Source organism: Hymenobacter sp. 15J16-1T3B, assembly GCF_020711235.1.
GTDB lineage: Bacteria > Bacteroidota > Bacteroidia > Cytophagales > Hymenobacteraceae > Solirubrum.
Genome location: NZ_JAJFAV010000009.1, coordinates 25,374 through 49,508 on the forward strand (window position 1 = coordinate 25,374; position 24,135 = coordinate 49,508).

Sequence of the window (24,135 nt, forward strand, 5' to 3'; positions counted from 1 at the left end):
CGCGTATCCGGATTCTTTCTCACCTTATCTGCATGGAAGCGAAATTCTCAAATAGAGTCAAGGAGGTCATCTCCCTGAGTCGGGAGGAAGCCATCCGACTCGGCCACGACTATATAGGCACCGAGCACCTGTTGCTGGGGATGATTCGGGAGGGTGAAGGCACCGCCATTGCTCTGTTGAAGAAGCTCGGCGTCTCCGTCGAGGAACTGAAATACGCCCTCGAGCAAGCCACTCGTAACACTGCCACCCAAGGTATCAGTATAACGGGCAGCATCCCGCTGACGAAGCAGACGGAAAAGGTCCTGAAGATTACGTATCTCGAAGCCAAAATCTTCAAGAGCGAAATCATCGGCACCGAACACCTGCTGCTCTCGATTCTGCGCGATGAAGACAACATTTCTTCCCAAATCCTGAGCAAGTTCAACGTGAACTACGAATCCGTACGCGACTCGCTGGATTACCACGGCGGTAACACCAGCCAAAACCCGACCTCGGGCCCCTCGGACACCGACGACGACGACAACGACAAACTGTTTGGCTCGTCCAAAGGCTCCGGCTCGGCTGCTGCCAAGAAGCCCGGCGAAAAGTCGCGCACGCCCGTGCTCGATAACTTCGGCCGCGACCTGACCAAGCTCGCCGAAGACGACAAGCTCGACCCCATCGTCGGCCGCGAAAAGGAAATTGAGCGCGTTGCTCAAATTCTGTCGCGCCGCAAAAAGAACAACCCGATTCTGATCGGTGAGCCCGGCGTGGGTAAGACGGCTATTGCCGAAGGCCTCGCCCTGCGCATCGTGCAGAAGAAAGTGTCGCGCGTGCTCTTCAACAAGCGCGTCGTTACGCTCGACCTCGCCTCGTTGGTAGCCGGTACCAAGTACCGCGGCCAGTTCGAGGAGCGCATGAAGGCCGTGATGAACGAGCTGGAGAAGTCGCCCGACGTTATCCTGTTCATCGACGAGCTGCACACCATCGTGGGCGCCGGCGGTGCTTCCGGTTCGCTGGATGCCTCGAACATGTTCAAGCCGGCTTTGGCCCGCGGCGAAATCCAATGCATCGGTGCCACTACGCTGGACGAGTACCGCCAGTACATCGAGAAGGACGGCGCCCTGGCCCGTCGTTTCCAGATGGTGATGGTGGACCCCACCACGCCGGAGGAAACCATCGAAATCCTGCACAACATCAAGGACAAGTATCAGGACCACCACCATGTGGTGTACACCGATAAGGCCATTGAAGCGTGCGTGAAGCTGTCGGACCGCTACATGTCGGACCGTTTCCTGCCGGACAAAGCCATCGACATCCTTGACGAGGCTGGTGCCCGCGTCCACATCAACAACATCGTGGTGCCCGAAGACATCGTGAAGCTCGAAGAGCAGATCGAGAACATCAAGGGCGAGAAAAACGCGGTGGTGAAGTCGCAGAAGTACGAGGAAGCCGCCCGCCTGCGCGACACGGAGAAGAAGCTGATTGAGCAACTCGACCAGGCCAAGAAGAACTGGGAAGAGGAGACCAAGAAGAAGCGCTACACCGTGAAGGAGGAAAACGTGGCCGAGGTTATTGCCATGATGACTGGCATCCCGGTAAGCCGCGTGGCCCAGAACGAAAGCGCCAAGCTGCTCAACATGGGTGAGGAGTTGAAGGGCAAGGTAATCGGCCAGGACAAGGCCATTGCCCAGCTCGTGAAGGCCATCCAACGCACCCGCGTGGGTTTGAAAGACCCGAAGAAGCCCATCGGCTCGTTCGTATTCCTCGGCCCGACCGGCGTAGGCAAGACGGAGCTGGCCAAGGTGCTGGCTACCTACCTCTTCGACAAGGAAGATTCGCTCGTGCGCATCGACATGTCGGAGTACATGGAGAAATTCAGCGTATCGCGCCTGGTCGGCGCGCCTCCCGGCTACGTGGGCTACGAAGAGGGCGGGCAGCTGACGGAGAAAATCCGCCGCAAGCCGTACTCGGTTATCCTGCTCGACGAAATCGAAAAGGCGCACCCGGACGTGTACAACCTGCTGCTGCAGGTGCTCGACGACGGCATCCTGACCGACGGCCTCGGCCGCAAGGTGGACTTCCGCAACACCATCATCATCATGACCTCGAACATCGGGGCGCGTGATCTGGCCGACTTCGGCGTGGGCATCGGCTTCGGCACGAAGGCCCGCACGGAGAACATGGACGACATGATGAAGGGCACCATTGCCAGCGCGCTGCGCAAGACCTTCGCACCGGAGTTCCTGAACCGCCTGGACGACGTTATCGTGTTCAACGGCCTGCAGAAGGAAGATATCTTCAAGATCATCGACATCTCGCTCGCCAAGCTGCGCCAGCGCGTACAAGCCCTGGGCTACCGCATCGAGCTGACCGAAGCCGCGAAGACCTTCGTGGCCGAGAAAGGCTACGATCCGAAGTACGGCGCGCGTCCGCTGAACCGGGCCATCCAGAAGTACATCGAAGACCCGATTGCGGAGGAAATCCTGAAAGCTCAGCTGACCCAGGGCGACGTTATCACTGCCGACTTCGAGGAAGGCAAGGAGGAACTCACGTTCAGCTCGCACAAGAGCGACGAGGCTTCCACACTCGCCAGCGACGAGCGGCCGGCCGAAACGCCGGAGTCGCCGGAAGGCAAGACGGGCGAATAACCAGCCCTGAGTAAATGAAGAACGGCCGGTTCCCGCGAGGGAGCCGGCCGTTTTTTGTTTTTTACAACGTCTTTCTATATTGAGGAAGCTCCTGAAGTATTTGACTTTTAAGTATCGACCAAACCCTTAAACCAAATTTTGCTTCTAATCCATCCTTTATCAACTCAACGGTGGATGGAAAAGAATCAGCAACAATTGCTATTATTTTCCTTTTACCATTACTTTCATCAATACCAGCAATAGCTTTACATATATCGTGCATTTTTCTATTATCAACTTTACCAGATTTCACTTGGCAACATATTAGCCTTTCATCATCTTCAGCAATAACATCAACCTTAAGTGCATCAAGTTGCTGACTTGCTTTTATTGAGACAAAGCCGAGTTTTGCAAAATATTCTTTCACTACGTGTTCATTCAGCTGCCCTCTGGCATCTTGATATTTAGATAGCATCTTGTTAATAAGAACTCCGTGTTCTTTCAAATCCTTCTTTGTAGGAGCGTAATCATCATGATCTACTGTATCTGAATATGACCCTATTTCTTTTGCCTGGTAGACAGAAAATATAAAATCATCTCTATCCTGAATCGTATCTACCAACCAATCTTTTAAATAGGAAATAAGATCATTCATTTCGCTGTCTGTAATCTTATCCCACAATATAACATCCCCATAAATACATTTTGTGAAATGCAAATGAATAACCCCCAACCTTTGACCTTTAAAATCAATTAGCCAAACTTCGCTGTTTGGCGTCCTGAACAATCTTAGAAAGTATAAGCTGTTTTTTGGCTTCATAAAATGGAGCATACCGTAGTACCAGCACTAATTAAGTTCAATTAATATATCAACATAACAAAAAATCTCAAATAAGCGACCTATTACACATTGCATTCCCAACTATCGGCTAAGCAATCTGAGTACATAACGGTTCTGTTCTAAAGCTATATACTAAACCCACCCCAACACCCATTCGGCTATCTTGCCTCCACAACTTACCTTTGGCCTCCTTTCCCAACTGACCTTTCGCATCCCCTCTCCCACCCTATGTCCGATCCGCACGCCGACCCGACGCTGAGCAAACTCGAAGTACTGGAACAGAAAAATGCCGAGGCCCTGCTGGGCGGCGGCCAGGCCCGCATCGAGGCCCAACACAAGAAGGGCAAGCTGACGGCCCGCGAGCGGCTGGACCTCTTGATGGACCCCGGCTCCTTCGAGGAAATCGGCAAGTTTGTGATGCACCGCTCCAAGGACTTCGGCCTCGACAAGGAATACTACCTCGGCGACGGCGTGGTGACGGGCTACGGCACGATTAACGGCCGGCTGGTGTACGTTTTCTCGCAGGATTTCACGGTGCTGGGCGGCTCCTTGAGCGAAACGCACGCCGAGAAAATCGTGAAGATCATGGACCTGGCCATGAAGAACGGCGCGCCGGTTATCGGCCTGAACGACTCGGGCGGGGCCCGCATTCAGGAGGGCGTGGTGAGCCTGGGCGGTTACGCCGACATCTTCTACAAGAATACCCTGGCCTCGGGCGTGGTGCCGCAGCTGTCGGCCATCATGGGGCCGTGCGCGGGCGGCGCGGTGTACTCGCCGGCCATTACCGACTTCATCCTGATGGTGGAAGACACGAGCTACATGTTCGTGACCGGCCCGAACGTGGTGAAGACGGTAACCCACGAAACGGTGACCAGCGAAGAACTGGGCGGCGCCAGCACCCACAGCACCAAAAGCGGCGTGACGCACTTCACGGCGCCCAACGAGGTGGCCATCATTCAGCAGCTCAAGCAGCTGCTGAGCTACATGCCGCAGAACTGCGAGGACACCGCCCCGGTGTACCCTTACGAAGCCCAGGGCGACGAGCTGCGGACGGAGCTGGACAGCATCATTCCCGACAACCCCAACCAGCCCTACGACATCCGCGAGGTCATCCACGGTATCATCGACCAGGACTCGTTCATGGAGGTGCACCAGAACTTCGCCGAGAACATCGTGGTGGGCTTTGCGCGGCTGGGCGGGCGCAGCATCGGCATCGTGGGCAACCAGCCGGCGGTGCTGGCCGGCGTGCTCGACATCAACGCTTCGACCAAGGCGGCCCGCTTCGTGCGCTTCTGCGACTCGTTCAACATCCCGCTGCTGGTGCTGGAGGACGTGCCCGGCTTCCTGCCCGGCACCGACCAGGAGTGGCGCGGCATCATCACCAACGGCGCCAAGCTGCTCTACGCCTTCTGCGAAGCCACCGTGCCGCGCATCACCGTTATTACCCGCAAAGCCTACGGCGGCGCCTACGACGTGATGAATAGCAAGCACATCGGGGCGGACATGAACTACGCCTGGCCCACGGCCGAAATTGCGGTGATGGGCGCCAAGGGTGCGGCTGAAATCATCTTCAAGCGCGAAATAGCTGCCGCTGACGACCCCGAAGCCAAGCTGCAGGAGAAGGTCGATGAGTACCAGCGCAAGTTTGCCACGCCTTACCGGGCGGCCCACCGCGGCTTCGTCGACGAGGTCATCGTGCCCTCGCAGACGCGGCAGAAGCTCATCCGCGCCTTCAAGATGCTCGAAAACAAAGTAGACCAGTTGCCGCGTAAGAAGCACGGGAATATTCCCCTGTAACCCACGAAGGCCGCATGAATTGGCAGCAGACCGGTACCATCCTGACGGGCTTCGGCATCGTATTGGTGGTTATCGGGCTGCTGCTGCGATTTAAGGCTGGGCGCTGGCTGCTCGGGGCCCTGCTGGTTGTGCTGACGCTGGCGTCCCTGTTTAGCGGTGACTGGACGGACCCCGGCACCAATATTGATTCCGCTCCGCACAAAGCCAGCCGCTGGTTGTTACTCATTGGCGGCGGCAGCCTGCTCATTAGCTGGGGCATAACGTCCGCGAATCGGTAGGTCGAATGTCAAACACCAACTAGGTTAGAGCATGAACTTACCATCCGCCAATTCGCTATTGGCCATTCTCGGCGGCATTAGCTTATTTACCGGTATAGTGCTGCGGTATAAGCCCAAGTACCGGCTGCTGGGTGTGTTGCTCCTCGTGCTTTGGGTCTTGGCCAACGACGCGCCTTCTGATAGTTCGTGGGTTGCTGCCAACCCCGCAAGTCGTTATTTAATGCTAATCGGAGGCTGCTTTTTGGTATTTTCCTTATTCATTTACATTCTTCACCAACCCGTGAGCTAACCGCTCCTTTTCCAAACCATGCGCCAAGAGAGTTTCGACTTCCTGCAGAAATACCTGAACACCCACTCGCCCACCGGCTTCGAGAAAGAAGGCCAGAAGGTGTGGTTGGAGTACATCAAGCCCTACATCGACGAGTATTTCGTGGACACCTACGGCACCGTAGTGGGCGTGGTCAACCCCAAGGCCGAGTACAAAGTCGTTATCGAAGCCCACGCCGACGAAATCAGCTGGTTCGTCAACTACATCACGAAGGAGGGCTACATCTACCTGCGCCGCAACGGCGGTTCCGACGCGCTGATTGCGCCGTCGAAGCGGGTGCTAATCCATACCAAGAACGGGCCGGTGCGGGCCGTGTTCGGCTGGCCGGCCATTCACGTGCGCAAGGTGGAGCAGGACAAGGCGCCGACCATCGAAACCATCTTCCTCGACTGCGGCGCCTCGTCGCAGAAGGAAGTGGAGGAAATGGGCATTCACGTGGGCTCGGTCGTCACCTTCGAGGACGAGCTGATGGAGCTGAACGGCAAGTACCTGGTGGGCCGGGCGTTAGACAACCGCATCGGCGGTTTCATGATTGCCGAAGTGGCTCGCCGCCTGAAGGAAGAAGGCAACATCTTGCCCTTCGGCCTCTACATCGTGAATGCGGTGCAGGAGGAAATCGGGCTGCGCGGGGCCGAAATGATTGCCCATCGCATCATGCCCGACGTGGCCATCGTGACGGACGTGACCCATGACACCCAGTCGCCGATGTACGAGAAGAAAACCTCCGGCGACATTCACTGCGGTAAGGGTCCGGTCATTACCTACGGGCCGGCCGTGCAAAACAACCTGCGCGACCTGATCATTGAGGCAGCTCAGGCCAAGGAAATTCCCTTCCAGCGCGCCGCCGCCACCCGCGCTACCGGCACCGACACCGACGCCTTTGCCTACGCTGGCGCCGGCGTGGCTTCGGCCCTGATTTCCTTGCCGCTGAAGTACATGCACACCACCGTCGAAACCGTCAGCCACGACGACGTGCAGCACGTCATCGACCTGATTTACGAAGCGTTGCTGCGCATCGAGGACAAGCACGACTTCCGTTATTTCAGCTAAGCCAGAACGACCAAATCAAAACGTCATTCCGAGCTGGTCGAGGAATCTCGCGTGCTGACCTGCGGTAGTAAAATCTTCTCCCAATTAGGAAGAATGCTATCAGGCATCAGCTCGCGAGATTCCTCGACAAGCTCGGAATGACGTTTTGATTTGGTCGTTTGGTGAGCCTCGCCACAGTGGCTACGTCTTCCTTCCGTTCTTCGGCTTCGCTCGGAATGACGTTCTTTTGTTTCTCCGTAATTCGTTCCCCGCCCCGCCCGCATGTTCATTTCCGGCTTCACCATCATCCGCAACGCGGTCATCAACGACTACCCCATTGTGGAGGCCATCCGCTCCATTCTGCCGGTGGTAGATGAGATGGTGGTGAGCGTGGGCGACAGCGACGACGACACCGAGGGGCTGATTCGCAGCATTCACTCGCCCAAGATTCGCATCGTGCACTCTACCTGGGACCCGGCCCTGCGCAAGGGCGGCGCGGTGCTGGCGGCCGAAACGGACAAGGCCTTTGCCCAGATCAGCCCCGAGGCCGACTGGGCGTTTTACATTCAGGCCGACGAGGTAGTGCACGAGCAGTACCACCACGCCATCCGCAAGGCCTGCAAAGAGCACCTGCACGACCCCGAGGTGGACGGGCTGCTGTTTGACTACACCCACTTCTACGGCACCTACGACTACATCGGCGACAGCCGCCGCTGGTACCGCCGCGAGGTGCGCGTAGTGCGCAACGACAAGGCCATCCGCTCCTACCGCGACGCGCAGGGCTTCCGGCGCAACGGCGAGAAGCTGCGGGTGAAGCCCGCCCACGCCAGCGTGTACCACTACGGCTGGGTGAAGAGTCCGCAGCAAATGCTCACCAAAATCAAGAACCTGGATTCGCTCTGGGACGAGGGCCGCGCGCCCGAGCAGCACCCGCTGGCCGCGGCCGAAGTCTTCAACTTCGACGACTACGACTCGCTGCGCCGCTTCGCGGGCACTCACCCGGCGGTGATGCAGGACCGCGTGAACCGCCAAAACTGGCAGGTCGACATCGACGTGACGCGCAAGCACTTCAAGCTGAAGAACCGGGTACTGCACTGGATTGAGCAGCTGACGGGCAAGCGCCTGTTTGAGTACCGCAACTACCGGTTGGTGTAAGCTCTGAGCTTTATTAGTCGCTGGCCGGCGTAGTCAGTGCCCAAAATCTAGCTTCAAACTATTGCAAGACAGGCCGCTGCGGGCAACTGAAAATATATTTGTTCGTAAATTACTTTGAAACACAAAGTTCTTTATTTCCTTTGTGGTATCACCAGGTTGCGTCTGCCCAAACTCCCAAAACCATGAACCTTACCAAAAGCCTCACCCGCGTTTCGCTCGGTACCGCTGCTCTGCTGCTGGTGCCTTTGGTAGCTATGCAATTCACGGCCGAAGTCAACTGGAGCCCGTTCGATTTTGTGGTAATGGGCGCCCTGCTGTTTAGCGCCGGCTTCGCCTTGGAGCTGGTGGCCAGCCGGCGGGGGACCCTGGCCTACCGACTGGCCGCGGCCGGGGCCGTGCTGACGGCGCTGCTGCAACTGTGGGCCAACCTGGCAGTGGGCTTTATCGGCAGCGGCCCCAACCCAGCCAACCTGCTGTGCGGCGTGGTCCTCGTAGTGGGGCTGGCCGGGGCGGTGGTAGCGCGCTTCCAGCCGCGGGGCATGGCCTACGCCATGTTGGCCACCGCGGGCCTGCAAATACTGGTTCCCGTGCTAGGGCTACTGATCTGGCACCTGCAGATAGCCCCGCAGGAATGGGCCATCAGTGGAGTTTTTGCCGCGCTGTGGCTCGCCGCCGCGTGGCTGTTTCAGCGTTCGGACGTCTCCCCCACCAAGCTACACCAGCAACTCGCGTAGTCCCGGCTACAAGCGACGCGCTTACCTTGCTCGGGCCGGCGCGGCAGAAGACAGGTACTTCTGCCGCGCCGGCCCGAACTGCTTTCACCGCTGTGGTTGCTTTCGGCAGTCCTACGGGTACTGCCGCCAGCGTGAACCTCGCGCGGCGGGCCGTACGCGGCCGGCGTACCGGGCCAGCGGCTTATCTTGCGGCCCTACCCTGCTGCCGTGCTCACTCCCCCACCCATCTTCCCGCCGCTCACCGTCACCGACCAGATGAACCGCCGCGTGGCCGTGCCGTTTCCGCCCCGGCGCATCGTGTCGCTGGTGCCTTCGCAAACGGAGCTGCTGTTCGACCTGGGCCTCGGCGAGCGGGTCGTTGGCGTGACCAAATTCTGCTTACACCCGGCCGAAGCGCGGCAGCAAGCCACCGTAGTTGGCGGCACCAAGAACTTTCACTTCGACAAAATTGCCGCGCTCCGGCCCGACCTCATCATCGGCAACAAGGAGGAAAACTACCAGGAAGGCATCGAGCAGCTGGCGGCGCAGTGTCCGGTGTGGATGAGCGACATCGTGACCCTAGCGGATGCGCTGGACATGATGCGGCGCGTGGGGCTGATAACGGGCGTCAAAACCCGCGCCGAGCAGCTCACCGCCCGCATCGGCGCCTCGCTGGCGGCGCTACCACCAGTACCGGCCCTGCCGACGGCGGCGTATTTCATCTGGCGGCAGCCCTACATGGTGGCCGCCGCGGGCACCTTTATTCACGAAATGCTGCCGCTAGCCGGCTTCCGCAACGTCTTTGCCGACCTGACGCGCTACCCCGAAATCAGCGCCGAGCAGCTGGCCGCGGCCCAGCCACAATTCATCCTGCTTTCTTCCGAGCCCTACCCCTTTCAGGCCAAGCACGTGGCCGAATTCCAGGCGCTGTGCCCCGCGGCGCAGGTGCGGGTGGTCGACGGCGAGCTGTTTAGCTGGTACGGCAGCCGGCTGCAGCATTCGGCGGCGTATTTCCGGGAGCTGCGCGAGCTGGCACACCCGCAGTAGCGTAAGCTTGGCGGTGCCTTCCTGCGGTCTGGCTCGCATCAGGTCGGATGCTTAGTCAAAAAGCAGAATCAATCGGTCGGCACTTCCCACCCGCGGGCCAGCTGCCGCCCGGGCTACAGCTCAAACCCTGCTTGGCGCAATTCCTCCCAGAAGAAGGGGTAAGACTTGCGCACCACGGCGGGCGCTTCCACGGTGATGTCGCCGCGCAGGGCCAGCGGGGCAAACGCCATGGCCATGCGGTGGTCGTGGTAAGTATGCACGGTCTGGCCGCCCACGTGCAGATTGGGGGCCGAGGCCCGGAACATGTCGCGGCCTTCGGGTGCCAGCACCGCGCCAAACTTGGCCAGCTCGCGCTGCAGGGCAGTAATCCGGTCGGTTTCCTTGATGCGCAGGCTTTCCAGGCCGGTCATATCAACTACCACGCCGGTGGCGGCGGCCACCACGGCAATGGTCTGGGCCAGGTCGGGGCAGTCGGTGAAGTTCATGGCCACGCGGGCGGCGCGCTCGGGCACCTGGCGCAGCAGCACGCCGTCGGCCACAAACTCGGTGCGTACGCCCAGCGGCTCCATCAGCCGCACGATGGCCTGGTCGCCCTGCCAGGAGTGGCGGCGCAGGCCGGGCAAGTGCAGCTGCGAGCCTTCGGGCGCCAGCGCCACCAGGCTGTACCAGTAGCTGGCCGCCGACCAGTCGGCTTCCACGGTGTAGTCGGCGGGTTGGTAGGGGCGCGCGGCCACGTGCACGTCGCGCTCCTGCACGTCCACTTCGGCGCCGAAGTGCCGCATCAGCGCCGCCGTCATCAGGATGTAGGGGCGCGAGCCGATGTGGCCGGTAAGCTGCAGGTGCAGGCCGGCGGGCAGCAGCGGCCCAATCATCATCAGGGCCGAAATAAACTGGCTGCTGATGTCGCCGCGCACGCTCAGCGGGGCACCGGCCGCGGGCGCCCAGCCCTGCAGGCGCAGCGGCGGGTACCCCTCGCGGCCCTCGTAGCCGATGCGGGCGCCAAGCTGGCGCAGCGCGTCGACGAGCACGCCGATGGGGCGCTCCTGCATGCGGGCGGTGCCGGTGAGCAGGGCGCGGCGGTCGGTGGCGGCCAGGTAGGCCGTCAGAAAGCGCATCACGGTGCCGGCGTCTTCGGCGTCGAACTCCGCCGCCTCGGGATGGGCCAGCAGGCGGCGCATGAGCTGGGTGTCGTTCGCTTCGGAGAGGTTGTGCAGCGTGCCCGCCCCGGCCAGGGCCTGAATGATGAGGGCGCGGTTGCTTTCACTTTTGGAGGCGGGCAGCAGGGCCGTGCCCCGCAGGGGGCCGCCGGACCAATGCAGCGTCAGGGAGTCGGGGAAGTGGGGAGTCAGCACGAAGGCAAGTGCGGGCGCAAGACCAGGCTGCGCGGGTTCAACGAGGAAAATACGGCGGCAAACTTAGAGCCGGTGGTAGTAGCGCAGGCTGGCGGCCAGCTCGGCCAGGGTCACTGGTTGGTCGTACACGCCCTGCCCGATGCCGCGCAGCAGGGTGCAGTTGATGACCTCGCCCTGGTTTTTCTTGTCTTGGCGGGCCAGCTCGGCAATGGCTTCGGTTTCGAGCAGGATGAACTGCACTTTCTCGAAGACGGTGAAGAGGAAGGTTTCGATTTTATCCAGCTCTTCGGGCGTCAGCAAGCCTTTTTGCACCGACAGCCACGCCTCGCACACCATGCCCACGGCCACGGCCTCGCCGTGCAGAATGGGCCGGCCCTGCAGCAGCAAGTAGCTTTCCAGCGCGTGCCCGACGGTGTGGCCGAAGTTGAGCAGCTTGCGCGGGCCGCGCTCTGTGGGGTCTTGCTGCACAATGTCCTGCTTCACGGCCACCGACGCTTCCACCACGGGCAGCCAGTCGTCGACGAACAAGCCCTGCCGCCGCCCCTGCTCGAACGCGCCGGCGTCGGCAATAAGCCAGTGCTTGACGACTTCGGCGTAACCGGCGCGCAGCTCACGCGGGTCGAGGGTGCCGAGGAAGCGCGTGTCGATGCACACGGCCTCGGGCAGCTGAAACACGCCGAGGTGGTTTTTGTAGCCGTGGTAATCGACGCCGGTTTTGCCGCCGATGGCCGCATCCACCTGGGCCAGCAGCGTGGTGGGCACCAACGCGCAGCGCAGGCCGCGCTTGTAGAGGGCCGCGCAGAAGCCGCCCAAATCCGTCACCACGCCTCCGCCCAGGCACACCAGCACGCTGTGCCGGTCGAAGCCGTGCTCGGTCAGCTCCGTCCACACCTGCTGGCAGGTTTCGAGGGTTTTGTGCTCTTCGCCGGCCGGGATGCTGATGAGGCGGTGCCCGGCGGGCAGGTAGGGCTGCAGCTCCGGGTAGCAGAGGCGCGCGGTGTTGGCGTCGGCCAGCACGGCCACCTGCGTGGTGCCGGGGCGGCTGAGCTGGGCGGCCAGGGCGGGCAACGCGGCGGGCCCGAGGTGGAGGTAATCGGTCATGGGGCGCTAAGTTCGGGGTTACGGATGGGTTGTACGCGACATACGAGGGTGGGCAACCGGCCAGCGTCGCCGTATACTATCCACTTGCACCCACATTCTTCACCGCATGCTGCTTCGCATTACGTTGTGCCTCACGCTGGGCACGGCCGCTCTTATGGGCTGCCAAACCGACAAGAACGTCTCTAAACCCGACGGCATAACGGGCTATTGGGCGCTCAGCCGCCAGGATTGCAACTGCCCGCCCAACACGCCCACGCCCCAAGAGGCCATTGAGTTTGACGGCAAGGGCCACGTAACCGCTTTCGAGAACGGGCAAGCCAAGCAAGCCGGCACCTACCAGCTGGCCACCGGCGCGGCCGCCTGCGAAGCCAACGCGCCCATCGTCACCTTGGCGTGGTCGGGCGCGGCCGAGCCCGCCAAAGCCACCTACACCGTGCGAGGCGACACCCTGGTCATCGACTACGGCATTTGCTTCGACGCGCCGCGCAAGACCTACACCTTGGCGCCGCGCCGCGCGGAATAGCAGCTTCCGCTACTCCGGCCGCTGCATGATTTCCGTCTGCTTGCGGATGCTCTCGATGTGAATGAGCTTGTAGAGCTCGGCCACGAATTTGTCGTTGACGCGCAGCTTGGCGGCCCACTCCGGGCGGCTTTTGAAGATTTCGTTCCAGCGGTCCAGCTGCAGAATCTTCACGTTGTTCTGCTTTTTGTATTCGGCCAGCTCCTCCACCAAGGCCATGCGGCGGGCCAGAGCTTCAATGATGTCCTGGTCGGCCACGTCCATTTTCTGGCGCAGCTCCTCCGCTTTGTTGAGGTAGTCGGCGTTGTCGGTGGAGCGGTAGCGGTGCTTCAGTTCGCGCAGGATTTCGCCCAGGCGCTCGGGCGTCACCTGCTGGGCGGCGTCGCTCCAGGCGTGGTCGGGGTCGGGGTGGGTTTCCAGCATCAGCCCGTCGTAGTCGAGGTCGAGGGCTTTCTGGGCCACGGGCAGCAGCAAGTCGCGGCGGCCGGTGATGTGGCTCGGGTCGCAGATGAGCGGCAGTTCCGGAAAGCGCGTCTTCAGCTCGATGGCAATGCCCCAGGTGGGCGCGTTGCGGTACTTGCTCGGGGCGCCGGTGCTGAAGCCGCGGTGAATGGCGGCCAGGTCGCGCACGCCGGCGCGGTCGAGGCGTTCCAGCGCGCCGGCCCACAGCGCCAGGTCGGGGTTGACGGGGTTCTTGACCATCACCGGCACGCCGGTGCCGCCCAGCGCCTCGGCCAGCTCCTGTACCGCAAAGGGGTTTACCGTGGTGCGCGCCCCGATCCAGACCACGTCCACGCCGTGGGCCAGGGCTTCTTCCACGTGACGCGGCGTGGCTACTTCCACCGTCACCGCCAGGCCTGTTTCCTGGCGCACGCGCTGCAGCCAGCGCAGCCCCTCGGTACCGATGCCCTCGAAGGAGCCCGGCCGGGTGCGCGGCTTCCAGATGCCGGCCCGAAACAAGTCGACGCCCAGACCCTGCAGGCCGCGGGCGGTGGCCATTACCTGTTCTTCGGTTTCGGCCGAGCAAGGGCCGGCAAACAGCAGCGGCTGCCCTTTCTGGGCCAGCCGGCGGGTAAAATACGTGTCGATTTGCATGGGAAGCGGCGGCCGCGGGGGCGGCCGGTCCGGGGCCGAACTCCCCTTGCCGCGTAAGCGTTGTAAGGGCGCCACCGGCGCGTTCTAGCTGCTAAACTACGGCCCTTGGTCCGATGTTTCGTGGCTATCTTCGCGGCCCCAACCTTTCCCCGCCCCATGCCCGAGCCCCTCACCCACCCCGCTGTTTCCTTCGACAACACGGCCGTAGCCTTCGCCAGCAAATCCGACGCGGAGCTGCGCCAGATGTACGCCCTGTTCGCCGCCATGAACAACAACTCCCTAGTGAGTTTCGGCGGCGGCGTGATGAAGAAGGCCCTGAGCTGGGGCATCCCGGGCACCAAGAGCATCATCAAGCACACCATCTTCAAGCAGTTCTGCGGCGGCGAAACCATCCAGGAGTGCAAGCCCGTCATTGCCGAGTTGGGCAAGTACCACATCGGCACCATCCTCGATTACTCGGTGGAAGGCGAAGGCAGCGAACAAAGCTTTGACCAAACCCGCGACGAGCTGCTGCGCACCATCGACCTGGCCGCCGGCAACCCGCACATTCCCTTCTCGGTGTTCAAGGTAACGGGCGTGGCCGACAGCGCCCTGCTCGAAAAAGTGCAGGCCGGCCAGGCGCTCAGCAGCGCCGAGCAGCAGGCCTACGCGCGGGCCCAGGAACGCATCGACGCGCTCTGCCGCCGTGCTCATGATCAGAACGTGCGCGTCTTCGTCGACGCCGAGGAAAGCTGGTTTCAGGACACCATCGACGACTTGGCCCGCGACATGATGCGCCGCTACAACCAGCAGCGCGCCATTGTGTGGAACACTTACCAGCTCTACCGCCACGACCGACTCGATGCCCTGCAGGCCGACGTGGAGCGTGGCGCGCAGGAAGGCTATTTTGTGGGCGCCAAGCTGGTGCGCGGTGCTTATATGGAGAAAGAAGCCCGCGTGGCCCAGCAACGCGGCTACCAAAACCCCATCAACCCCACCAAGCAAGCCACCGACGCCCTCTACGACGAGGCTCTGCGCTACTCGGTGGCCCATCTTGACCGCCTTGCCATCTGCGCCGGCACCCACAACGAGGCCTCCTCGCGCCTGCTCACCGAGCTGCTGGCCGAAGCGGGCCTGGCGCCCGGCGACGAGCGGGTGTGGTTTGCGCAGCTCTACGGCATGAGCGACAACTTGAGCTACAACCTCGCCCACGCCGGCTACAATACGGCGAAGTATGTACCTTACGGCCCGGTGGAAGCGGTGATGCCCTACCTGCTGCGCCGCGCCGACGAAAACACGGCCATTTCGGGCCAGAGCAGCCGCGAGTTTCTCCTTATAAAGCGCGAAATGGACCGCCGCAAAAATAAAGGGCGCTAACAATCAATGGCATAGTTGTTGGAAACCGGCCCGTGGCGTTGGAATTGTCCAACGCCACGGGCTTTTTTGGTATTTTAACCCCTCTCAACTCCCCTTACTCCTCACATGATAACTCGCGTCCGCCGCTTCCTCATCAATTACTCCCGGCACCAGACCGGCACCGTCAGCTACCTGACGGTGGTGCAAGAAGCGGAACTAGGCCTCAACCTCGACATCTCGCACGAAAAATCCCGCTTGAATGAGCTGCTGGCCGAAATTTCGGAAACGGAATATACCGCGGGTCGTCCTATACTGAGCTGCTTGGTGAAAGTGGAAGGCTCCAAGGGCCAAGGTGACAATTTCTTCAAGCTCTGCGAACGGCTGGGCCTGGGCCCGTGGCGCGAGCTAAAGCAAAACCCCGACTTCCTGTCGAATCTGCGGGCGGAGTGCCGGGACTTTTGGCGCGACGAAAAAAATTACGCCCAGTTTTCAGGGGCCACGGTCGAGTAAGCCGGCCCGCCGCGAGGTACCTGATTAAGCGAAGCTGCATCGGATGCAGCTTCGCTTTTTTGCGTTTAACGAGGTATTAAGTACGCTTTTTCCTCCCTCGGCTTGCAAATGCGCATAGGCTTTTGTAACGGCCAACGCAACCCGGACGGAAAGCCCCCCGTTAAGGACCCAAACGAATGTAAGCTCGTCCCCTCGAGCTAGCTTCGGCAAAATCTCCTTCCCTTTTCACCCAACCACAACCTCACCTGTCATGAATACCGACAACACCTCCAACCTGGGCAACACGCCCGGCACTGGCTCTTCGATGAATCCCGCCAACCAAGGTACCGGCGCTGGTGCTGGCTACGGTAGCACCCAGCATTCGGGCAGCGGCTCGATGGGCTCGTCGGGCATCAACTCGAGCGGCAACACGTCGTCGGCCTCGCAAGTAGGCGCCGGCACCGACCAGAGCACCGGCACGAACTACAACTCGGGCTCGGGCATGGGCAACAGCAATATGGGCTCGACCTCGTCGTACAGCACCCCGCAAAACAGCGTGGATCCGGACGACAAGCACCACGACTACAGCGCCACCCAGAAAGGCGGCGAAATTGCCGGCACCCCCGGCGCCGTAGTGGGCCGCGGCATTGACGCCGTGCAAAACACCGCCGGCGACGCTGCCCGCGCCGTAACCGGCAACGACACGACCTACGGTTCGAGCAACCAGTCGGGCCGTTACCTGACTTCGACCTTCCGCGACCGTGAATCGGCTGAGCGCGCTTACTCGACGCTGTCGTCGCGGGGCTACACCAAGGATGACGTGAACGTGCTCATGTCGGACGACACCCGCAAAACGCACTTTGGTGACCATACGCCCGATACCGAACTCGGCAGCAAAGCCATGGAAGGTGCCGGCGTAGGCTCGGCCATCGGTGGCACGGCCGGTGCCGTTATCGGTGCCATTGCCGCTATCGGTACTTCGGTAGCCCTGCCGGGTCTGGGCCTGATCGTGGCCGGCCCGCTGGCCGCTGCGCTGGCCGGTGCCGGTGCCGGTGGCCTGACGGGTGGCCTGGTAGGCGCCCTGGTGGGCTCGGGCATCCCCGAAGAGCGGGCTGCTGAGTACGAGCACGACATCAAGAATGGCGGCATTGTGATGGGCGTACGCCCCCGCAACGACGAAGACGCCCGCCACTTCCAAGACGAGTTCCGCCGCAACAACGGCGACCGTATCTACTACTAGCCGCTAGGCTAGTACCAACGCCCGGCCATTTTTTTAGGCTGGCTATCAAGACCTCCCCGCAACCGGGGAGGTCTTTTTTGTTTCTATAGTCCGGAAGCTATTCCTTGGGCACTATTGCCCAGCGAGGCTGGTTAAGCTAGATGAATGGGCCGATTTTTGACCATACCCATTCGGTGCGGCTTTACGTACATCAACACACCACTTTTTACCGCGTCCCTGCCCATGTCATTCCTTCGCCTGAAAATAGGCCTGTACGCCGCTGTCGTGATGGCAGTGTTTGTGCTGGCCTCCTACAAGCTTTACCGTGGCACCGGCGCCCCGGCCCCCGAAAAAGAAGAAGTCCTGATCAAGGCCATGCTGCAGGGCCTGAGCCAGGCGCACTACCAACCGGAGCAAATCGACGACAACTTCTCGAAACGGGTGTTCGACCTGTACCTGAAGCGCATCGACTACTCCAAGAAATTCCTGCTGCAGTCGGACGTGGCCCAGCTGCGCAAGTACCAGACCGACATCGACGACGAGGTGAAGCGCGGCTCGCACGAGTTCCTGGAGCTGTCGACGCAGCTGATGGACCAGCGCACTAAAGAAGCGCAGGCCCTGTACCGCGAGCTGCTGAGCAAGCCCCTTGATTTCACGACCGAAGAGACGTTCCAGACGGACTTCGACAAAGCCCAGTTCCCGGCCGATAAAGCGGCTCAGCGCGACGAGTGGCGCCGGTACGTGAAGTACCACACCATGACGCGCCTGGCCGAAATTCAGGACGAGCAGGCCAAGCGCGACCCGAAGAAAGCCACCGAGCCGGCCATGACGGCGGTGCAGATGGAAGCCGAAGCCCGCAAGCGCGTGCTGAAGTACTTCGACGAGCAGTTCAGCGACTTGATGCAGAACGACGCCAACGACCGGTTGGCGCTGTGGGCCAATACCATTGCCAACACCTACGACCCGCACACGGAGTACTTCGCGCCGAAAGACAAGGAGTCGTTTGACATTGCCATGACGGGCCGCTTCGAGGGCATCGGCGCGACGCTGCAAGAGAAAGACGGTCAGATCAAAGTGGCCGACATTATCCCTGGCTCGGCTTCGTACCGCCAGGGTCAGCTCAAGACCGGTGACATCATCCAGCGCGTGGCCCAAGGCGCCGCCGAGCCGGTGACCATCGAAGGCATGCGCCTCGACAAAGCCATCAGCTTTATTCGCGGGGCTAAAGGCACGGAAGTGCGCCTGACGGTGAAAAAGCCCGACGGCAGTACCCAGGTTATTCCGATTGTCCGCGACGTGGTCATCGTAGAAGAAACCTACGCCCAATCGGCCGTCATCAACGAGGGCGGCAAGAAAATTGGCTACCTGCGCCTACCCACCTTCTACGCCAACTTCAACGACGAGAAAGGCGGCCGCAGCTCGGCGGAAGACGTGAAGAAGGAGCTGGAAAAGCTCAAAGCCGAGAACGTGCAGGGCATCGTGTTTGACCTGCGCACCAACGGCGGCGGCTCCCTGACCGACGCCGTGGAAATGGCGGGCCTCTTCATCGACAGCGGCCCCGTGGTGCAGGTGCGTTCGGGCCAGGGCTCGGCCCAGGTGCTCAACGACCGTGACCCGCGCGTGCAGTACGACGGCCCGCTGGTGTTGATGGTGAACAAGTACAGCGCTTCGGCGTCGGAAATTCTGGCTGCTGCCATTCAAGACTACAAGCGTGGGGTGATTATGGGCTCGACCAGCACCTATGGCAAGGGCACGGTGCAGCGCATCTTCAACCTCGATGACGCCTTGCCGGCCGAGTTCAACGCTATCAAGCCCTTCGGTTCGCTGAAGCTTACGACCCAGAAGTTCTACCGCATCAACGGCGGCTCGACGCAGTTCAAGGGCGTGGTGCCCGACATCGTGCTGCCCGACGCGTATAGCTACCTCGACCAAGGCGAGAAAGACTCGGATTACCCGCTGAAGTGGGACGAAATCAACCCGGCCCGTTACCGCGCGTGGCAGCAGGCCCCGCAGATCGATAAGCTGAAAGCCGCCAGCACGGCCCGCGTGGCCGCTAGCCCGAGCTTCAAGCTGGTGACGGACATCGTGGAGCGCATGCGCAAGCGCAAGGACGACACCAGCGTGTCCTTGAAGCTGGCTACCTACCGCGCCGAGCAGGAACAAGCCAAAGCCGAGTCGAAGAAGTACGACGACCTGCAGAAAGCCGCGCCGGCCCTGAGCATCGCCCCGCTGGCCGCCGACCTGCGCACCGTGCAGGGCGACTCGGTGCAGACCAACCGCCGCAGCCGCATGTCGAAAAACCTGGTGAAGGACATCAACCTGCGCGAAGCCGTAGCGGTGGTGAAAGACCAGATCGACGCTCCGCAGGTAACCAAGCGCTAAGCGCGGTTCGCCAACGCCTTTAGCGAAACACCCCCGGTGCCCTTGCGGCGCCGGGGGTGTTTCGTTTACTGACGGCTATGCTTAGACTACGCTATTTGAGTAGTTCTATCCAGCTGATAATCAACGGCGATTATTCTACCCAACAAATTTATCTAACACTCATTCAATACATTGATTATCAACTAAATATTTTTAGTAAAATCATACCAAAAAAATTAGCAAATCGGCACCATATCGGGTTAACTTGCGTTGAGCAGATATGATGACGAACAACGAACAACTGACCGACAACGTCCTGCAATTGCCCGTGTCCGACGACGCACAGCTTCAGCATGATGAGGCATGGCGCAAGTCCATCCCGGCGCAGGTGTTCCTGAACTACTTCTTCGCCCTGAGCTACCACATCCGCGAGGCGGACGACGCGACGGGTGGGCTGCAGCATCTCCCCTTCTTCCGGGCCCACCAAGCCGAGTTGACCGAAGCCGACCGCGCCGCCGTGGAGAAATACCTGCACAGCTGCTGGAGCACGGAGTACGCCCTGCGCGCCACCGCTGACCTCGGCGACGATGACTACCTGCGCAACGCCCTGCACTGGACGTTCCCGCAGGCCTACCACGCCATCATGGCTGGCCTGCAGGCCTTCCTGCATACGGCCGGCGTGCGCACCAACAACCCCGCGCTGATTCGCCGCGAAGTGGGCCGCTTGGTCGTGCGCAACGCCTACCCGCGTCCGGTGGCCTTCTACGCCGCTGGTTCTTACGGCGACTTCAGCATCCACCGCTTGCCGCTGGCCGGCTACAAGGCCGGGCTGCAGATTGCCAGCAAGGCTATCGATGCGCAGGCCCAGATCGGGCAGTTTCTGCGCACCACCCGCAAGCAGAAAGCCGTGAGCGTGCGGCAGCAGCTGCAAGCTAACCCCAGCACGGCCATCCGCAGCCAGAAAACGGGCCAGCCGCTGGAGAAGTGGACGGCGCAGCACTGGCAGCAGATTACTTGGCGCCTGGGCTACACCACCATCTTCGACTTGCTGGGCCGCCTGCGCATCTCGCAGACCAGCCGCGAGATTGAGCGCTTCGTAGAAGCCGAAATCGACTTCCGCCTGTTCCACCAGTCCTTGCTCGACATCGTGAGCTACCTCAACGGCATTCACGAGACCTACGTGGCCAAGGCCCTCGGCCTGGAGCGTTACCAGGAGCTGGTCAACAACCTGCCCAAGCACTTGCAGCACGGCTTCGTGGAAGAGCGCCTGCGCACCCGCGTTGCGCCTACCTTGACCGAAGGCGAGCCGCAATTGGGCATGGCGGCCTAAGCGGCCCGCACCACCGACTACTTACGACTGCATATACACGTAACCGCTGGCCCATTGGGCTGGCGGTTTTTGTTTGACCACCACCGGCCCGACAGCGGGCTTGGCTTTAAGCAGTAGCATCCTAGTCGGCTAACGCGCGTAGCTGAGGTTATCAACCCTATGACCGCGTATTCCCATGAACCATGACGAATCCCTGCAACGATTTCTGGAGGCCCAAGAAACGGCTTTCCCCAAGGCCTTGGCCGAGCTGCAGCAGGGCCAGAAGCAAAGCCATTGGATGTGGTACATCTTTCCCCAATTGCAGGGACTGGGCCGCAGCAGCACCGCGCACTACTACGGCTTGCACGGTGCCGCCGAAGCTCTGGCCTACGCGCAGCACCCGCAGTTGGGTAGCCGTTTGCTGCTGCTCTGTGCCGCCTTGCTCGCGCTGCCGGGCAATAACGCGACCCGCATCATGGGCAGCCCGGACGATATGAAGCTGCGCTCCTGCATGACCCTGTTCGACGCCGTGTGTCCCGACCAACCTATCTTTCAGGAAGTTTTGGACAAGTTCTTCCGGGGGCAGCCCGATGCCAACACGCTGCGCCTGCTCCATCCAAGCTAGATGTTGAACCCTATCACGCACACTGTCCAATGTGTACTTCGGGGCCCCGCGGAAATACAAGCGCCGGTTTGCAAACCGGCCCGACCGTATCTCTAAATGCCCGGCTATCATCATTGGCGGTCCGTGGTCTATCTTTGCAGCTTGACTTTTGCGGCCCGCTGTGGGCCTTGTTTTTACGCCTCGTGCCATGCACCACCTTAGCGAACAGGAAATCATTCGCCGCAACAAGCTCGACGAGCTGCAGAAGCTCGGCATCGAGCCCTACCCGTCGGAGCTGTTCGACGTGACCTTCTACGCCCAGGAGATTCACGACAACTACCACCCCGAGCTAAACAACTTTCAGGACGTGAGCCTGGCCGGCCGCCTGATGTCAATTCGCGTGAAGGGCAAGGCTTCGTTTGCCGAGCTGCAGGATGCCTCGGGCCGCATTCAGCTGTACATCAACCGCGACGAAATCTGCCCTGGCGAAGACAAGGAGCTCTACAACACCGTCTTCAAGAAGCTGGTGGACCTGGGCGACTTCGTGGGCGTGAAAGGCCACGTGTTCAAAACCATGGTGGGCGAAACGTCCGTGCACGTCACGGGCTTCACGCTGCTGAGCAAGGCCCTGCGCCCGTTGCCGGTGGTGAAGGAGCGCGTGGACGAGGCCACCGGTGAGAAAATCACCTACGATGCCTTTACCGACCCCGAGCAGCGATACCGCCAGCGCTACGTGGACTTAGTGGTGAACCCGCACGTGCGCGACGCCTTTGTGAAGCGCACCCAGCTGGTGCAGGCCATGCGCAATTACCTCAACGACAAAGGCTACTTGGAGGTGGAAACGCCCATCCTGCAGCCTTTGTACGGCGGGGCCGCCGCCCGCCCGTTCAAGACCCACCACAACACGCTGGACATGACGCTGTACTTGCGCATTGCCAACGAGCTGTATCTGAAGCGCCTCATCGTGGGCGGCTTCGACGGGGTGTACGAGTTCAGCAAGGACTTCCGCAACGAGGGCATGTCGCGCTTCCACAACCCGGAGTTCACCCAGATGGAGCTGTACGTGGCCTACAAGGACTACTACTGGATGATGGATCTGGTGGAGGAAATGGTGGAGCGTGTGGCCCTGGCCCTGCACGGCAAAACCGAAGTGCAGGTCGGCCCGAACGTCATCAACTTCCAGCGCCCCTGGAAGCGCTTCACCATGGCCGAGGCCATCGAGCACTACACCGGCTTCAACATCGACGGCAAGAGCGAAGACGAGCTGCGTGCCGCCGCCAAGGACCTGAAAGTGGGCCTGGAGCCGAGCATGGGCAAGGCCAGAATCATCGACGAAATCTTCGGGGAGCACGTGGAGCCCAAGCTGATTCAGCCCACGTTCATCACCGACTACCCGGTGGAAATGTCGCCGCTGGCCAAGAAGCACCGCTCCAAGCCGGGCTTGGTGGAGCGCTTCGAAGCCATCTGCAACGGCAAGGAAATCTGCAACGCCTTCTCGGAGCTGAACGACCCCATCGACCAGCGCCAGCGCTTCGAAGACCAGCTGGAGCTGGGCAAGCGCGGCGACACCGAAGCCATGGTGCTCGACGAGGACTTCCTGCGCGCCCTGGAGTACGGCATGCCGCCTACGGCTGGCTTGGGCATTGGCATCGACCGCCTTTCGATGATCATGACCAACTCCAACTCCATCCAGGACGTGCTCTTTTTCCCGCAGATGAAGCCCGAACAGGCGGAAAAGAAAACCGAGAAGAGCGAAAAGCCGGTGGAATAGCTGCCTTGCTTTAAAAGCCAAAACGCCCCGCCGGTGGAGTCACCGGCGGGGCGTTTTGGCTTTTAAAGCAAGGCAGGCCGAAGGGAAGGTACCCGCCGTAAATGTCGAAAGCCCCTCGTGCTAATAACGTGCACGGGGGGCTTTCTTCTATTAATCAGTTAACCATTCCAGTCAGTACACATCGGAGAAATGTGCGATGGACAAGTGCGATTTTGCTGCGAGGTTGTTTGACCAGATCCTTGCAGAAGCTCCACCGTCGGCAATTTTACTCCAAAGGTTTATCCGACCTTCTTACTAAACTGATTACACTGTCTTTAACGGCCGCATTACGAGAAGGTTACGCAGCCGGAAGTTTTTTTTTGTTTGCGTCCGGCAGCGGTGTGCTGCCTTTGAACCCAAAAAGTCGAAAGGCCTCGCACCAGCATTGACGGGTACGAGGCCTTTCTTTGAGAAACTGTCTGTAGCTAATTCAACTGCTTGAAAAGCCGAAGAAGCTTACCAGAAATCAGGTTGATTTTGCTGACACGGTTGTTAAACCAATCCGTACAGAAGCTCAACTCGTTGGCAATTTTGCTTCGGAGTACAAATGCAGTGATTTGTCTAAGGCAATTTCTACTCTCCTTAACGGCCGCGTTACAGGAAGGTTACGCAGCCGGCAATTTTTTTAGCTGCCGACGCCACTACCGCCGGTCGTTCCGCCGGTACCAGCCGCATCCTCGGGGCTGCCGGTGCCTTGCGAATACGTAGCCGTCGAGGCGGAATCAGGGCCGTCGACGGGACCGGAACCAGACGACGAGCCGTTGCCCGAGGTTTTGCGGCCTCCGCCGCCTTTGCTACCGGTGCTTTTGCCGCTGCTGCTGCCAAGGCCCGCCAGGGCGTCTTCGGCCCCCGAGCGGTCGGCGTTGTCGCCTTCGCCGCTGCCGCTGGCGCCCCCTTTAAGGGCATCGAGCTTGGAGAGGCCGTCTTGCAGGAGCTTGTTGAGGTCGTCGCCGAATTTGCCGAGCGACTTGCCCCAGTTTTCGCGGGTGGCCGTGCCGGTTTCGGGGGCCATCAGCAGGCCGGCTACGATGCCGGCGCTGGCACCGGCCAGCAGGGCGAGAAGTACTTTACCGCTGTTGTCTTTCATAACAAGCTAGATGAGTTTGGATGTGGGGGAAGAATGCAGGTGGCCGCCGGGGCCGG

The 24,135-nt window shown here is 60.8% G+C and carries 20 protein-coding genes; 15 read left to right on the plus strand and 5 right to left on the minus strand.

Annotated features, from left to right (window positions below; genetic code table 11):
- Nucleotides 1–32: 32 nt before the first annotated feature.
- Entirely contained in the window at nt 33–2,630 is a 2,598-nt protein-coding gene (locus LJ737_RS15750) for an ATP-dependent Clp protease ATP-binding subunit (RefSeq protein ID WP_227767414.1), read from the plus strand.
- A 61-nt stretch (nt 2,631–2,691) separates the two neighbouring features.
- On the opposite strand, the gene LJ737_RS15755 is transcribed toward LJ737_RS15750, so the two are convergent.
- On the minus strand, nt 2,692–3,429 hold the full coding sequence (locus LJ737_RS15755; RefSeq protein ID WP_227767416.1) for a restriction endonuclease: 738 nt from the start codon (nt 3,427–3,429) through the stop codon (nt 2,692–2,694).
- Between the two features lie 249 nt (nt 3,430–3,678).
- On the opposite strand from LJ737_RS15755, the gene LJ737_RS15760 reads away from it, so the two are divergent.
- From LJ737_RS15760 to LJ737_RS15785, 6 genes are all read left to right on the plus strand, one after another.
- Nucleotides 3,679–5,247, plus strand: coding sequence for an acyl-CoA carboxylase subunit beta (locus LJ737_RS15760; protein WP_227767418.1), 1,569 nt, complete (start codon nt 3,679–3,681; stop codon nt 5,245–5,247).
- A gap of 14 nt (nt 5,248–5,261) precedes the next feature.
- Entirely contained in the window at nt 5,262–5,525 is a 264-nt protein-coding gene (locus LJ737_RS15765; RefSeq protein ID WP_227767420.1) for a hypothetical protein, read from the plus strand.
- 307 nt (nt 5,526–5,832) lie between these two features.
- The gene (locus LJ737_RS15770; RefSeq protein ID WP_227767423.1) at nt 5,833–6,903 is read left to right on the plus strand and encodes a M42 family metallopeptidase; all 1,071 of its coding nucleotides are present in this window, start codon (nt 5,833–5,835) and stop codon (nt 6,901–6,903) included.
- Nucleotides 6,904–7,164: 261 nt separating this feature from the next.
- Nucleotides 7,165–8,037 carry a glycosyltransferase family protein gene (locus tag LJ737_RS15775; RefSeq protein WP_227767424.1) on the plus strand — a complete coding sequence of 291 codons (873 nt, stop codon included), beginning with the start codon at nt 7,165–7,167 and terminating at the stop codon, nt 8,035–8,037.
- A gap of 182 nt (nt 8,038–8,219) precedes the next feature.
- Nucleotides 8,220–8,771: a hypothetical protein gene (locus LJ737_RS15780; protein ID WP_227767426.1), complete on the plus strand. Its 552-nt coding sequence runs from the start codon at nt 8,220–8,222 to the stop codon at nt 8,769–8,771.
- 255 nt (nt 8,772–9,026) lie between these two features.
- Entirely contained in the window at nt 9,027–9,797 is a 771-nt protein-coding gene (locus LJ737_RS15785; RefSeq protein ID WP_227767791.1) for an ABC transporter substrate-binding protein, read from the plus strand.
- A gap of 113 nt (nt 9,798–9,910) precedes the next feature.
- Here the strand turns inward: LJ737_RS15785 and LJ737_RS15790 are convergent, their stop codons facing one another.
- Both LJ737_RS15790 and aroB read right to left on the minus strand, forming a co-directional pair.
- Nucleotides 9,911–11,149: a 3-phosphoshikimate 1-carboxyvinyltransferase gene (locus LJ737_RS15790; RefSeq protein WP_227767428.1), complete on the minus strand. Its 1,239-nt coding sequence runs from the start codon at nt 11,147–11,149 to the stop codon at nt 9,911–9,913.
- Nucleotides 11,150–11,212: 63 nt separating this feature from the next.
- Nucleotides 11,213–12,250, minus strand: coding sequence for a 3-dehydroquinate synthase (gene aroB / locus LJ737_RS15795; RefSeq protein ID WP_227767429.1), 1,038 nt, complete (start codon nt 12,248–12,250; stop codon nt 11,213–11,215).
- A gap of 106 nt (nt 12,251–12,356) precedes the next feature.
- Between aroB and LJ737_RS15800 the strand changes: the two genes are divergently transcribed.
- Entirely contained in the window at nt 12,357–12,773 is a 417-nt protein-coding gene (locus tag LJ737_RS15800; protein ID WP_227767431.1) for a hypothetical protein, read from the plus strand.
- 9 nt (nt 12,774–12,782) lie between these two features.
- Here the strand turns inward: LJ737_RS15800 and LJ737_RS15805 are convergent, their stop codons facing one another.
- A complete protein-coding gene (locus tag LJ737_RS15805) occupies nt 12,783–13,865 on the minus strand; it encodes a bifunctional 3-deoxy-7-phosphoheptulonate synthase/chorismate mutase type II (protein ID WP_227767433.1) in 1,083 nt (360 codons plus the stop codon).
- Nucleotides 13,866–14,021: 156 nt separating this feature from the next.
- On the opposite strand from LJ737_RS15805, the gene LJ737_RS15810 reads away from it, so the two are divergent.
- The 7 genes from LJ737_RS15810 to lysS all read left to right on the plus strand — a co-directional run bounded on the left by LJ737_RS15810 (nt 14,022) and on the right by lysS (nt 22,953).
- The gene (locus tag LJ737_RS15810) at nt 14,022–15,221 is read left to right on the plus strand and encodes a proline dehydrogenase family protein (RefSeq protein ID WP_227767436.1); all 1,200 of its coding nucleotides are present in this window, start codon (nt 14,022–14,024) and stop codon (nt 15,219–15,221) included.
- A gap of 105 nt (nt 15,222–15,326) precedes the next feature.
- Nucleotides 15,327–15,710 carry a hypothetical protein gene (locus LJ737_RS15815; RefSeq protein ID WP_227767437.1) on the plus strand — a complete coding sequence of 128 codons (384 nt, stop codon included), beginning with the start codon at nt 15,327–15,329 and terminating at the stop codon, nt 15,708–15,710.
- A 250-nt stretch (nt 15,711–15,960) separates the two neighbouring features.
- Nucleotides 15,961–16,929 (plus strand): hypothetical protein, encoded by a 969-nt coding sequence (locus tag LJ737_RS27155; protein WP_317206656.1) that lies wholly within the window; start codon nt 15,961–15,963, stop codon nt 16,927–16,929.
- A 222-nt stretch (nt 16,930–17,151) separates the two neighbouring features.
- A complete protein-coding gene (locus LJ737_RS15825) occupies nt 17,152–19,290 on the plus strand; it encodes a carboxy terminal-processing peptidase (RefSeq protein ID WP_227767439.1) in 2,139 nt (712 codons plus the stop codon).
- A gap of 259 nt (nt 19,291–19,549) precedes the next feature.
- Nucleotides 19,550–20,599 carry a hypothetical protein gene (locus LJ737_RS15830; protein ID WP_227767441.1) on the plus strand — a complete coding sequence of 350 codons (1,050 nt, stop codon included), beginning with the start codon at nt 19,550–19,552 and terminating at the stop codon, nt 20,597–20,599.
- A 175-nt stretch (nt 20,600–20,774) separates the two neighbouring features.
- Nucleotides 20,775–21,203: a DUF1810 domain-containing protein gene (locus LJ737_RS15835; RefSeq protein ID WP_227767443.1), complete on the plus strand. Its 429-nt coding sequence runs from the start codon at nt 20,775–20,777 to the stop codon at nt 21,201–21,203.
- A 187-nt stretch (nt 21,204–21,390) separates the two neighbouring features.
- Entirely contained in the window at nt 21,391–22,953 is a 1,563-nt protein-coding gene (lysS, locus tag LJ737_RS15840) for a lysine--tRNA ligase (RefSeq protein ID WP_227767445.1), read from the plus strand.
- Between the two features lie 664 nt (nt 22,954–23,617).
- Here the strand turns inward: lysS and LJ737_RS15845 are convergent.
- Complete coding sequence (locus tag LJ737_RS15845) at nt 23,618–24,079, minus strand: YtxH domain-containing protein (RefSeq protein ID WP_227767447.1); 462 nt, start codon at nt 24,077–24,079, stop codon at nt 23,618–23,620.
- Nucleotides 24,080–24,135 lie beyond the last annotated feature (56 nt).